Below are 12,791 nucleotides of genomic sequence, written 5' to 3'. Positions count from 1 at the left end.
AAGTGCCGACAATCGAATTCACGCCAACGTTGTTCAGCCCTCGGCAAACTCGCGCAAGACCTTGCCATCCATGCGGTAGCGCACCCACTCCTCCTGCGGTTGCGCACCAAGGGATTTGTAGAAATCGATGGCCGGCGTGTTCCAGTCGAGCACGCTCCATTCGAAGCGACCGCAGTCATTGGCGCAGGCGATTTTCGCCAAGTGCCGCAGCAAGGTTTTGCCGGCGCCGCCGCCACGTTGTTCGGGGGTGATGTAGAGGTCTTCGAGGTACAGGCAGTTGCTGCCCAGCCAGGTTGAATAGCTGAAGAAGAACACCGCAAAGCCGATCGGCAAGCCGTCACGCAGGCAGATCAGGCCGTGGGCGGTGGCGCCTTCGCTGAACAGGCTGCGCTCGATGTCGGCGACACTGGCGATGACTTCGTGGCGGGCTTTTTCGAAATCGGCCAGTTCGGTGATGAAGGCGAGGATTTGCGGGGCATCACTGGGGGTCGCCGGGCGGATTTCGATCGTCATGGACGGGCCTTGTCGGAAAAGGAAAACGCCATACTAAGGCCGTGGGCGGCGCTCGTCACACTCCAAACGTGGTAGAGAACCCTGTGGTGAGGGGATTTATCCCCGACGGGTTGCGCAGCAGCCCATTTTTTGGGGGTCGCTACGCGCCCATCGGGGATAAATCCCCTCACCACAGAAGTATCATCAAGCGAAATCCACGACAGCCTGCAAGGATGCTCATGAACGAAACTGCTTTTGCTCCGCTCGCCTCACTCGCTGCCAAGCTGCTGCCCCACGCCCTGGAACCCTCAAACGACGGCGCGCACGACCTCGCGCACCTGCAGCGGGTCTGGCACAACGTGCGCACGTTGCACGAAGACGAAGGCGGCGATCTGCAAGTCTTGCTCGCCGCCGTACTGCTGCACGACTGCGTGGCCGTCGAGAAAAACTCGCCACTGCGTGCACACGCCTCACGTCTGGCGGCAGAAAAAGCGGCGGCGGTGCTCGCGGCGATGCATTGGCCCAGCGAAAAAATCGCCGCCGTCGCCCACGCCATAGAAGCCCACAGTTTCTCCGCCAACATCAGCCCGCTCACCCTCGAAGCGAAAATCGTCCAGGACGCCGACCGTCTCGACTCGTTGGGCATGCTCGGCGTCGCCCGTACCTTCTACATTGCCGGGCGCATGGGCTCGGCGCTGTACGACCCGCAAGATCCCCAAGCGAAGCAACGCGACTACGACGACAAACGTTTTTGCCTCGATCATTTCCAGACCAAACTGCTGCACCTCGCCGACGGCTTCCAGACCGCTGCCGGCCAGCGTCTGGCGCAGATACGTCATCAGCGCTTGAAAGGCTTCATGGAGCAATTGCTGGAAGAAATCGGCATCGTCTGAGCGTTACTCCGGCCAGTGCTGAACCTGACTTCGCCAACCTCAGACCTAACCCGCGCGGGCGACGTGTTAAACAGATGACGCTCAATTTTTTCCGGTCAAGGAACGCGTCATGTCGCAAGCAACGCCACAAGTGTCAGGCAAGCTGTTTGGCCTGTTCTGCCTCGCCAGTTACCTGTTGTCGCTGTCGTATGGCTCGACGTTTTTGCTGTCGCTGCTGATCAGTTCGCGCGGCGGCAATGAACACGATGCCGGCAGTGTGATTTCGGCGGCGATGCTCAGTACGTTTGTCGCGGTGCTGGTGTCCGGGCACTTGTCCGACATGCTCGGCGCGGCGCGGTCGATTGCGCTGTTCGGGTTGTTGCTGGTGACGGCGAGCCTGGGTTTTGCGATGACGCCGGGGTTCGGCCATCTGCTGCTGTTCTTCGGTTTGCTGTTAGGTCTGGGCTGGGGCGTTTTCTACACCTTGGGGCCGATCATCGTTGCCAGTCTGGTGACCCCGGCGCAGCGTGCGAAGTACTTTGCCTTGCTTTCGGGCAGCATGATGACCGGGATCGGCAGCGGCCCGTTGCTCGGGCGCGCCGCCAGTGCGCTGGGCTGGCCGGTGACTTCAGCGTTTTATCTGGCGGCGTTGGCGAGCCTGATCGGTGTGCTGCTGTTCTGGCGCCTCGGTGCTCGATTGAAAAGCACCCAAGCCACGTCGGCGGCAAAAATCACCTGGCAAGCGACCACTCAAGTCCTCGGCTCGCGCGCGGTGTTTCCGATCATCATGGTCGGGCTCGGCGGCTGTGTATTTGGCGGACTGTCGAGTTTCCAGACCAGTTACGCGACCGCGCGCTCGCTGGATTATTCGCTGTTCTTCCTCGGTTTTATGAGTGCAGCGATCAGCAGCCGGATGCTGATCGCAGGTTATGTGGTCAAGCGTGATCCGCTGCGCGCTTCCTGCCTGTTGTCGGGGCTGATGCTCGGCTCGATCGTGCTGTTCGCCTTCGGCGTGCACAGTGGATTCACCTATCTGCTGGCGGCGCTGATGCTCGGCGTCGGCTATGGCCTGACGTATTCGGTGATCAACGGCCTCGCCGCCAACGAAGCGCCGACTGGCAGCACTGCGCAGGTGTTGTTGCTGTTCAGTCTTTCGTATTTTATCGGCGTGTTCGGCTTTCCGTTGCTGGCCGGGAAAATCATCGTCGAACTGGGGATGGCGACGCTGCTGCTCACGGTATTGGCCGTGGCGCTGGTGAACTGGCTGATCACCGTGGCTCGTCTGCTCTGGCGTCGACTCAACGTCAAAACGGCGACGCCGGCCTAGACCGTTCGTCGTTCATCAGGCACCAATCCGATCACCGGGCAGACCAACGACAGGTAAGGATTCCAATCACTGGAGAAGCCCTATGATCCCGTCAAGGTTGACCGCTTTCGTATTCAGCGCCCTGCTCTGCCCTGCGGTTTTCGCCGCATCCGCCACCGCTGCGGGCACCGGCCCTACCGATCCGACCCCACCCCGCGCCCCCGCCATCAACAGTGCTCCCGGCATGAACACCGATGGTTCCGGCGTACCGTTGATCAATCAGCCGCCCGCCACCGGCACTGATCCGCGTACCCAGGGCAGCGACCCGGGTCGCCAGGGCGGCATGAACACCCCCGATGCCCCTGCCACGCCAGACAACGCGGGGCCCGGCATCGGCTCGAAAACCACCACCGGTGGCTCCGGTTCCGAAGGCTCCGGTCAGTAGTTCGCCGACGCGAGCGTCCTATTCAATCCAATGAAGAGGTAACCATGAACGTCGATAAAAACCTGGAAAAAGAAGTCCTCACCCGCCTGCTGCACGCCCACCCGAGCGGCCTGGGCAAGGAGGTGCTGGACAATTACCGGGGCGAAAAGGTCGTGGCTGGCGCCCTCGCCGCCCTGCAGGATCGCGGACTGATTCACCACGGTCATGTGACCTGCAACGAGGCCGGCGAACATTCGTTGAACCTGCCAATCAAGCTCAGCGCTGCCGGTGTCGAGGCTGCACGCAAGCTCGAAAGCTGAGCAATGTGATCGTATGATCGTGTGATCGTGTGATCGTGTGATCGTGTGATCGTGTGATCGTGTGATCGTGTGATCATTAATCATGTAGGAGCTGCCGCAGGCTGCGATCTTTTGATTTTCAAGATCAACAGATCGCAGCCTGCGGCAGCTCCTACATGGCAATTCATCTGCCGATGCAAGGAGAAATCCCATGCCTCGTGGAAGCAAAGACAAATACACCACCGAACAGAAGCGTAAAGCCGAGCATATCGAAGACAGCTACGAGAAAAAGGGCGTGTCGAAGGATGAAGCCGAGGCGCGGGCCTGGGCGACGGTGAACAAACAATCGGGCGGCGGCGAGAAACGCGGCGGTTCCGGACGCAAGAAACCGGCGCGCGCCAAGTCCGAAGACCGCCAGGAATCAGCGCGGCGCGCAGTGGCCAGTCGCGAGGGACATTCGCGTAAAAGCCCGGCTTCGCGGGATGCGCAGACGGTTGATAGTTTGATGAAGGAGGCGCGGGACAAGAAGATTCCCGGGCGGTCTTCGATGCGTAAGCAGGAGTTGATCGAGGCATTGCGCAAGGCCGGCTGAAAGTCCCCTGTAGGAGCTGCCGAAGGCTGCGATCCCTTGACTTTGAAGATCAACAGATCGCAGCCTTCGGCAGTTCCTACATTGGATTGATGTGCGACACAGATTCAATGTGGGATCTGGCTTGCCGGCGATTGCTATAAATCAGGCGCCGCTGGACTCACGGATAAATGCATCCACTTCAGCCGCCCCCGGCGAGGTCGCCGGCCCCCAGCGCGTCACCGCGATAGCCGCCGCCGCGTTCGCCCGCCGCGCCGATTCGTGCGCCGTCAAACCCTGCGCCAACCCCGCCACAAACACCCCGGCATGCGCATCGCCAGCGCCATTGCTATCCACCGCTTTGACGGCAAACCCCGGCACATGCCGACGCTCACCGCGCTGATGAATCCAGCAGCCTTGCGGACCGTCGCGCACGACCATCAACACGTCTTCAGGCAGATGCTCAGCCAGTCGATCCAGCGCCACAGCAAGCTCTTCAGCGCCGGTAAACCTGAGCGCCTCGACACTGTTGCTCGTCCACACATCAATGCGCGGCAACAGCGCCTGCATCATCGGCGAGTCGGGCGACTCCACCAGCGGGCCTGGATCGAACACCACGTTGATCGAGCCCGGTAGCGCCAGCGTCCAGTCGAGCAGCGCTTGCGCCTTGCCTGCGTGCAACAGGCTGTAGCCGCTGAGATAAACGTAATCGCCGGCCTCGGCGGCGACGCTGTTCAGATCCTCCTCGGTCACCTCACCTTCAGCGCCGATGTAGGAAATGAAACTGCGCTCCGCCGACGCATCGGTCAGCGCCACACACAAACCGGTGTCGCGCTGCGCACGTTCCTTGATGCCGATATGAATGCCTTCAACGTTCATCGCCTCACGCGCGAGATCGCCGAAACGCCCGCTACCGTGGCGACCGAGGTAGACCACCGGCAAGCCATTACGCACCGCTGCGGCCATCACGTTGAAACCGCCACCCGCTTCGAAACCCGCCGACTGCGCGAGCACATCACCGCCAATCTGCGGCAGTTTATCCACGGCCATGACCAGGTCGATGATGACCTGGCCGGTGTGCAACATCTTAGGCATGAGCATTCTCGGTTGGCGCGGCGCGGCGATCTTTCGCCCCGCCGAGGACGAAGTAAATGCCACCGGCGACGACAAAGGTCACGATCCAGCCGAGGCCGTTATGGCCCAGCCAGGAGTCGGACAAAAAGCCTTTGAACCAGACGTTCTCGGCGGTGGTGCCGATGGTGGTGAAGCTGAAGCCGAGGACGATGGCAATCGCCCACGCGCCGAACGCGCGCCACTCGATGCCGCCGTTGTACCAATAGGCGCTGCGCGGGCTGACGTCGAGCAGGTCTGTCGGGCTGTAGTAGTGACGGTGAATAAGGTCGACAACGAAGATCCCGACCCACGCGGTGATCGGCACCGCCAGCAGGGAAATGAAGGTGATGAACGGGCCGTAGAAGCTGTCGGCGATCAGCATGAAGTAGATCGAACCGGCGAAGATCGCGACGATATCGACCACCACCGCGTAGACGCGTTTTACCTTCAGACCGAGGGTCAACGTGGTCAAACCGGCGGAGTACACCGACAGGTTGTTCGACAGCAGCAGACCACCGAACGCGGTGATCAGGTACGGCACGGCCATCCACGTCGGCAGCATGTCGCGGATCGCCACGATCGGGTCAGTCGCCGAAGCGAGGTCGTTGTTGCCCACCGACAACAAGCCGCCGAGGGTGATCAACAGCACCAGCGGAATGCCCGCGCCGAATGCAGCCGACGCGACCAAGCGTACGGCTTTGACGCTGCGATGCTGATAGCGCGACATGTCGGCGCCAGCGTTGGCCCAACCGATGCCGGTGCCGGCGGCCATGGTACCGATGCCAATGATCATGGCGCTCATCGGTGCTGGCGTGGCGTTGAACACCGCGCTCCAGTCGATGGTCGCGCAGAGGAAGCCGCCGACGAGAATGTTCAGCGCGCCGAACACGTAGGTCGCCCACTTCTGGATCACCAGCAAGGTCGCATGGCCGAGGCCCGACACCGACAGGGTCAGCAAGACGAAAATGGCGATGAAGATCAGCGTCAGTACCGGTGCGCTTTTTGCTTCCACCGGCGAGCCGAACAGGATCGAGCACAGTGACAGCAGCACGAATGCGGCGGTGGTGGTGTTGACGGTTTCCCAGCCCAGACGCGACATCAGCGAGACCAGCGTCGGGCCGATATTGCCGCGTACGCCGAAGATCGCTCGCGACAACGTCAGGCTCGGCGCACGGCCACGGCGACCGGCAATCGAGATGATCCCGACCACCGCGAACGAACCGGCAGCGCCGATGATCGCGACGATGATTGCCTGCCAGATCGCCAGCCCGCGAAACGCCACCAGCGTGGCGCCCAACGGCAGACCGAGGATGGAAATGTTGGCGGCGAACCAGACCCAGAACAATTGCAGCGGATGACCGTTGCACTCGGCTTCCGGCACCGGTTCGATGCCGCGGGTTTCCAGTTGCCCGGCGCTTTGCCCGGCGTTTGCTGAACTCATGAAGGTGCTCCTGTTTGCCTTTTTTGTGGTTGTGGCAATGACGCAAAACGACAAGACATCGCGGCCGTCCTCGGCCTGTCTGCGCGATCCATTGCGGGTTGGAAATTCGAAATTTGCGGTGCGCCTATCGCTGGCAAGCCAGCTCCCACAGGGATCAGGGTGTACACAAATGTGTGTTCACAGCAAAAACCTGTGGGAGCTGGCTTGCCAGCGATGGCGTCAGTTCAATCAGCGCAAGGCCAACAGCCCCTGCACCAATGGCTCAAGCTGAAGATGATTAACGGTTTTCACCGTCTCGATCATCTCGGCAGGCCAGCTCTCAAGGCCCAGGCAGGCCCCGAGCATCGCGCCGAGAATCGCCGCGATGGTGTCAGTGTCGCCACCCAGACTGGCAGCCATGCACAGCGCATCAAACGCGCTCATCTCACCGACCGCAACTTGCTGCGCCAGCGCGAACGAGACCACCACCGATTCCTGCGACGCCACCGAAGTACCGATCACGTCGTAGAGCAAATCCGCCAGCAGAGCCTTGTCGCTATCGACACTGATCGTGCGTGCCCAACTGATGCGCGAGGCGATTCGTCCACCGGCGACCCAGTGACCATGCGCTTCCGCTTGCTGAGCGATTTGCTGACCAAGGTTCAACGCCTCGCCCAGGTCCATGCCGTTGATGCCGGCCGAAACCACCGCCGCCACCGCCGCCGCGCTGGAAATCCCCAGCGTGGTGTTGTGAGTCACCTGACAGGCCTGCACCACCGCCGCAATAAAGCGCTCGGGATCGGCAACATCCGCCGCGATCCCGACGGGGGTGATGCGCATTGCCGCGCCATTGGTGGTGCCGTAACGCCCAGCCTCTACCGGCGAATGACCAGCAAGGATCATTTCGATGGCGCGTTTGGTCGATGGCCCGAGCAAATCCTGCGAGCCCTTGGCCTGCATCTCGGCTTCCCACTCGATCAGGCGTTGCGCGAGGATCGCCGGCTCGATATGGCCTTTGCCTTCAACCAGCAACTCGCCGACCAGGATTGCCTGTTCGGTATCGTCGGTGATCGAGCCTTTGGGCATGTTCGCGGCGATGGGTTGCAATGGCCCGGCGTCCTGTAGATCGGTGATCTGGCCGAAACGCGCCTTGATGGTTTCGCGATTCAGCGATTGCGTCGGCATGCCCAGCGCGTCGCCGAGGGCCAGGCCATAGAAAGCGCCGAGGGCACGGTTGAGCGGGGTCATTTCGATTCTCCAAATTGCAGGTGCAGACGGAAATGCACCGGGTCGAGCAGGCTTTCGACCTGCTCCATGAAACGGTTCTGCCGGTCGTAGGTGGTGCGCAGGGCTTTGAGGAACACCGTGCCTTCCGGGCGGCCGAGCAGTTCAGCGTCGACGGCGTTCAGCGGTTCGGCGCCGATCCATTGATCACCGCGCTCGCCGATGTAGCCGTAAGCGGCCAGGGTGATGGTCAGGGAATTGTCGATCAGACCGACGCGCGGCAGGCTTTCCAGGCCGCCGGTGGCCGGCATCAAAGAACGCTCAAGGGACACCAGCGTGCCTTCGGTGGAACGGCGACGACGGTCGAGGGTGATGAATTGGTCGGTGCCGAACCGCGACAGCAGGTCGGGGCGGATCACGGCTTCCAGGCGCAACACTTCAGTGTTGATCATTGCGCCGCTGTCGGCCAGCGCCTGCGCCCAGCCGTTGCGTTGGTCGAGGGCGACACCATCGAAGGTGACGATCGAGCCGACGCCGCCTTGCGTAGCGATGTATTTGCGCCGCTTCAGTTCGGCCAGCGCTTCGCGCAACGTGCCACGGCTGACGTTGAATTCTTGAGCCAACTGATGCTCGCCGGGCAACAGAAAGCCGTCCTCCATGAGACCGCTTTCGATGCGCCGGACGAGCTCGTCGACCACCCGTTGTTTCTTGTCAAATCGTACCTGTCTAATCATGTACAAAGTGATAACCGAAACGGGCGCTAACGGGCAAGAACAATTTCAGCAAGCTGACAAAAGGCGCATACCCCTGTAGGAGTGAGCCTGCTCGCGATAACGGCGGCACATCCAACATCAACGTGGCTGAAAGTACGCTATCGCGAGCAGGCTCACTCCTACGGTTTTTGCAGTGAACCGGTGTTCACTGCTGACCGCGAATCCCTGTGGGAGCTGGCTCGCCAGCGATGGCGGCGGAACATCCAACATCTGACCGCGAATCCCTGTAGGAGTGAGCCTGCTCGCGATAACGTCGGCACATCCAACATCAACGTGGCTGAAAGTGCGCTTTCGCGAGCAGGCTCACTCCTACAGTTTTGCGGTGAACCGGTGTTCAGTGTTGACCGCGAATCCCTGTGGGAGCTGGCTCGCCAGCGATGGCGGCGGTACATCCAATATCTGACCGCGAATCCCTGTAGGAGTGAGCCTGCTCGCGATAACGTCGGCACATCCAACATCAACGTGGCTGAAAGTCGCTATCGCGAGCAGGCTCACTCCTACAGTTTTGCGGTGAACCGGTGTTCAGTGTTGACCGCGAATCCCTGTGGGAGCTGGCTCGCCAGCGATGGCGGCAGAACATTCAAAGTTGATGTTGAATGATCTACCGCAATCGCTGGCAAGCCAGCTCCCACAGGTTTGCGTGTCGGGAATGGGGTCAGCGTTGTTTGAGGCGGTCAATGACGACGGCCAGCAGCAGGATCGAACCGCGGATGACGTATTGGTAGAAGGTATCGATGTTCTTCAGATTCATCGCATTCTCGATGATCGCCAGAATCAACACCCCGGCAATCACATGCCGAATCATGCCAATACCGCCGCTGAGCGACACCCCGCCCAACACGCAAGCCGAAATCACCGTCAGCTCAAAACCCTGCCCAATCATTGGCTGCCCGGAGGTCATCCGCGACGCCAGAATCACCCCCGCCAGCGCACCAATCACACCGTGCACGGCAAAGATAATGATCTTGGTGCGATCAACGTTCACGCCCGCCAGCAGCGCCGCTTCCTGGTTGCCGCCGATGGCCATGGTGTTGCGCCCGTAGGTGGTGTAATTCAGCAACCAGCCAAAAAACAGAAAGCAGACAATGGTGATCAGAATCGGCACCGGCACGCCAAACAACTGACCGTTGCCGAAGACGAAAAATGATTCCTGCGAAACACCCACCGCTTTGCCATTGGCAAAAATGTAAGCCAGACCGCGAACAATCTGCATGGTCGCCAACGTCGTGATCAACGCATTGACGCGCAACTTGGCAATCACGATTCCGTTGATCAGCCCGACAATCAGGCCCATCACCAACGCTGCACTGACACCGAGAAAGACGCTGTTGGTGTCGCGCATCACCACCGCCGCGACCACGCCGGCGCAGGCAATCACCGAGCCCACCGACAAGTCGAAATGCCCCGACGCCAGGCAATACAACATCGTGCACGCGGCGATCCCGGTGGTGGAAATTGCCAGGCCGAGACCACGCATGTTCAGCGGCGAAAGGAAGTTGTCGATCAGCAGCGTACAGGCAACAAAAATGCCCACCGCCGCCAGCAGCATGACCCAGTCATCAAGGAAGCGGCGCATGTCCAGCGGTTTGCGCTCTTTGGGCAGGGTTTCGTTTTGGGTTGTCATCATAGTCACCTCTCAGTTCGCCACGCCGTCAGCGCGGTGGCGCGGCAAAGCCAGTTGCAGCAGGTTGGATTCATTGGCCTGGTCACGGCTGATTTCGCCGCGCAGGGCGCCTTCGCAGAGCACCAGAATGCGGTCGGAAATGCCCATCACTTCCATCAGGTCGCTGGACACCACGATCACCGAAATGCCCTCGGCGGCGAGGTTGTGGATGATCTGGTAGATCTCCGCTTTGGCGCCGATGTCGATGCCGCGCGTTGGTTCGTCGAGCAGCAAGACCTTCATCGGCATCGACAACCAACGGCCGAGAATGGCCTTCTGCTGATTGCCGCCGGAAAGGAATTTGATCTGCTGACCGGCATGCGGGGTTTTCACTTTCAGCGCTTTGATTTGCTTATCGGCGTTGCCCTTTTCCCATAAACCGCGAATCAGGCAGCCGAGCCCCGAATGCGCGCCACGGGCACTGATGTTGATGTTCTCGGCAACGCTGGCCAGCGGGATGATGCCTTCCTTCTTGCGATCCTCCGGGCACAGCAGAATCCCGGCGGCAATCGCGTCGCGCGGTGAGCGCAATTTCAGTTCATGGCCACGCAATTCGAGGCGTCCAGCGGTGTTGCGTTCCAGTCCGCTGAGCAGGCGAAACAGCTCGGTGCGCCCTGCCCCGACCAATCCAAACAAGCCAAGAATTTCACCCTTGTGCGCTTCGAAACTGATCGGCTCACGCAGACCCGGGCCTAGCAAGCCATCGACCTTCAGCGCGACGGCGCCGCGTGGACGATGGCGATAATCGTAGATGTCCTGAATGTCGCGACCGACCATGCAGGTCACCAGTTGATCGTGGGTCAACTGGCTCATGTCCTCGAAGGTGCGCACGTAGCGACCGTCCTTGAACACCGTCACCGCGTCGCAGATACGGAACACTTCTTCCATACGGTGCGAGACGTAGAGCACCACTTTGCCCTCGTCACGCAGACGACCAATGATCGCCATCAAGCGGTCGATCTCACGGGCCGAGAGGCTGCTGGTCGGTTCGTCGAAGGCGATCACATGGGCGCCGCGTGACAGCGCTTTGGCGATTTCCACCAGTTGCCGCTGGCCGAGGGACAGGCGTCCGACCTTGGTCTGCGGATCGATTTCGTCGGCCAGACCTTTCAAGCAATTCAAGGCTTGCTGACGCAAGGCGCCGCGATTGATCAAACCGAAACTCGCTGGCAGATGGCCGAGAAACAGGTTTTCGGCGACGGTCATTTCCGGCACCAGATGCAGCTCCTGGTGAATCACCGCGACGCCGCTGCCGATGCTGTCGGCGGTCGACCTGAACGCCATGGTCTGCTCGCCGATCTGCAACTCGCCGCTGCTCGGGATGTAAGCGCCACCAAGGATTTTCAGCAGGGTCGATTTGCCGGCGCCGTTCTCGCCCATCAAGGCGTGAACCTGCCCCGGATGCGCGACGAAGCTGATGGCGTCCAGCGCCTTCACACCGGGAAAGGTTTTGCCGATCCCGTTGAAGCGCAGGCTGCCGCTGGAGCTGTGTTGTTGTGTCTGTACTTGCGCGTGCATAAAGCCACCTCTTCACACCGAAAAACGGCCCGGCTGCCCGGGCCGTCGCTGCATCAGTTCCACAAGCCGATTTTTTCCAGCTCTTGCTTGAAGTTTTCGCGGGTGATCAGGGTGACGTCGTCCATCGCGGTGTACTTCGGCGGTTCTTTGCCGGTGGTGACCCACTCGTACATCATCTCGGCGGTTTTGTAGCCCTCGATGTGCGGGCTTGGCAGCATCGAGCCGAAGAAGCCGCTGTTAGGCTTTTTCAGTTCGCCAATGGCGTCGGTGCCGTTAATGCCGATGCCGATCACGTTGGTCGCAGCAAAACCGGCCGCTTCAGTGGCGCGCACGCCGCCGAGCACGGTGTTGTCGTTCATGCCGCCGATGATCAGGTTTTTCGCCGCGCTCGGCAGTTTCACCAGCGCCGAGTTGGTGGCGTCCATGCTGCCCGGTACGTCGAGGGTTTTCAGCGCGGCAAAGAGGATGTGATCCTTCGGCATGCCGGCGTCTTCAAGGGATTTCACCGAGCCGTCAGTGCGTTTCTTGCCGGTGTCGAGTTCGTTGTAGGTGTTGACCACCGCGTAGGTGTCTTTCCAGTCCCAGTTGCGTTTTTTCGCTTCGGCGACCATCGCGTTGCCTTGCTTCTGGCCGACTTCAAACGCGGCCATGCCGAGGTATGGCACGTCTTCCATGAACTTGCCGTTGGCGTCGACGAAACGGTCATCGACAGCAATCACTTTCAGGTCATTGAGTTTGGCTTTGGCCATGATCGCCGGGCCGAGCGAGACATCCGGCGGGCAAATCACGAAACCCTTGGCGCCGTTGGCAGCGAGGCTGTCGATGGCCGAGAGGGTTTTCTCGCCATCCGGCACGGCGATCTTGATCAGTTCAAAGCCCTTGTCCTTGGCGGCTTTCTCGGCGAAGGCCCACTCGGTCTGGAACCACGGCTCTTCAGCCTGCTTGACCAGAAAACCGATTTTCACGGTGTCGGCAGCGAGCAGCGAACTGCTCAGGCTGAATGCAGTGACCGCCAGGGCGGTAGTGCACAGGGTACGAATCCCGAAACGACGTTTCATAAGCTGACTCCTTGTTATTTTTTTTGAGCAATGTTTGAAAAGCGTTAAAGCGTGTTCCTGC

The 12,791-nt window shown here is 60.6% G+C and carries 13 protein-coding genes; 5 read left to right on the top strand and 8 right to left on the bottom strand.

What is annotated here, in order from left to right; translation table 11 throughout:
- Window positions 1-33 precede the first annotated feature (33 nt).
- Window positions 34-513 (bottom strand): GNAT family N-acetyltransferase, encoded by a 480-nt coding sequence (locus ACZZ0B_RS05050; protein WP_008085506.1) that lies wholly within the window; start codon window positions 511-513, stop codon window positions 34-36.
- Window positions 514-731: 218 nt separating this feature from the next.
- Between ACZZ0B_RS05050 and ACZZ0B_RS05045 the strand changes: the two genes are divergently transcribed.
- The 5 genes from ACZZ0B_RS05045 (at window position 732) to ACZZ0B_RS05025 (ending at window position 3,985) form a co-directional block, all read left to right on the top strand.
- A complete protein-coding gene (locus tag ACZZ0B_RS05045; protein WP_463544507.1) occupies window positions 732-1,385 on the top strand; it encodes an HD domain-containing protein in 654 nt (217 codons plus the stop codon).
- 109 nt (window positions 1,386-1,494) lie between these two features.
- A complete protein-coding gene (locus tag ACZZ0B_RS05040; RefSeq protein WP_463544506.1) occupies window positions 1,495-2,691 on the top strand; it encodes an MFS transporter in 1,197 nt (398 codons plus the stop codon).
- Between the two features lie 82 nt (window positions 2,692-2,773).
- Entirely contained in the window at window positions 2,774-3,115 is a 342-nt protein-coding gene (locus ACZZ0B_RS05035; RefSeq protein WP_008085503.1) for a hypothetical protein, read from the top strand.
- A gap of 44 nt (window positions 3,116-3,159) precedes the next feature.
- Entirely contained in the window at window positions 3,160-3,414 is a 255-nt protein-coding gene (locus ACZZ0B_RS05030; protein ID WP_008085501.1) for a hypothetical protein, read from the top strand.
- Window positions 3,415-3,604: 190 nt separating this feature from the next.
- Complete coding sequence (locus tag ACZZ0B_RS05025; RefSeq protein WP_463544505.1) at window positions 3,605-3,985, top strand: Rho termination factor N-terminal domain-containing protein; 381 nt, start codon at window positions 3,605-3,607, stop codon at window positions 3,983-3,985.
- 141 nt (window positions 3,986-4,126) lie between these two features.
- On the opposite strand, the gene ACZZ0B_RS05020 is transcribed toward ACZZ0B_RS05025, so the two are convergent.
- The 7 genes from ACZZ0B_RS05020 to ACZZ0B_RS04990 form a co-directional block, all read right to left on the bottom strand.
- The gene (locus tag ACZZ0B_RS05020; protein WP_463544504.1) at window positions 4,127-5,056 is read right to left on the bottom strand and encodes a PfkB family carbohydrate kinase; all 930 of its coding nucleotides are present in this window, start codon (window positions 5,054-5,056) and stop codon (window positions 4,127-4,129) included.
- Complete coding sequence (locus ACZZ0B_RS05015; RefSeq protein WP_463544503.1) at window positions 5,049-6,515, bottom strand: purine-cytosine permease family protein; 1,467 nt, start codon at window positions 6,513-6,515, stop codon at window positions 5,049-5,051. Before ACZZ0B_RS05015 ends, ACZZ0B_RS05020 begins: the two co-directional genes overlap by 8 nt.
- A gap of 228 nt (window positions 6,516-6,743) precedes the next feature.
- Window positions 6,744-7,742: an ADP-ribosylglycohydrolase family protein gene (locus ACZZ0B_RS05010; protein ID WP_463544502.1), complete on the bottom strand. Its 999-nt coding sequence runs from the start codon at window positions 7,740-7,742 to the stop codon at window positions 6,744-6,746.
- The gene (locus tag ACZZ0B_RS05005; protein ID WP_463544501.1) at window positions 7,739-8,452 is read right to left on the bottom strand and encodes a GntR family transcriptional regulator; all 714 of its coding nucleotides are present in this window, start codon (window positions 8,450-8,452) and stop codon (window positions 7,739-7,741) included. The genes ACZZ0B_RS05010 and ACZZ0B_RS05005 overlap by 4 nt, the downstream gene beginning before the upstream one ends.
- Before the next feature lie 694 nt (window positions 8,453-9,146).
- Window positions 9,147-10,115 carry an L-arabinose ABC transporter permease AraH gene (gene araH / locus ACZZ0B_RS05000; protein WP_026000669.1) on the bottom strand — a complete coding sequence of 323 codons (969 nt, stop codon included), beginning with the start codon at window positions 10,113-10,115 and terminating at the stop codon, window positions 9,147-9,149.
- Between the two features lie 12 nt (window positions 10,116-10,127).
- A complete protein-coding gene (gene araG / locus ACZZ0B_RS04995; protein WP_008087259.1) occupies window positions 10,128-11,672 on the bottom strand; it encodes an L-arabinose ABC transporter ATP-binding protein AraG in 1,545 nt (514 codons plus the stop codon).
- A 53-nt stretch (window positions 11,673-11,725) separates the two neighbouring features.
- The gene (locus ACZZ0B_RS04990; protein ID WP_008087257.1) at window positions 11,726-12,730 is read right to left on the bottom strand and encodes a substrate-binding domain-containing protein; all 1,005 of its coding nucleotides are present in this window, start codon (window positions 12,728-12,730) and stop codon (window positions 11,726-11,728) included.
- Window positions 12,731-12,791: the final 61 nt, after the last annotated feature.

The organism is Pseudomonas sp. AC247, assembly GCF_979258015.1.
Note: the sequence above shows the minus strand (reverse complement) of the source record. Positions and strands in the feature narration are given on the sequence as shown.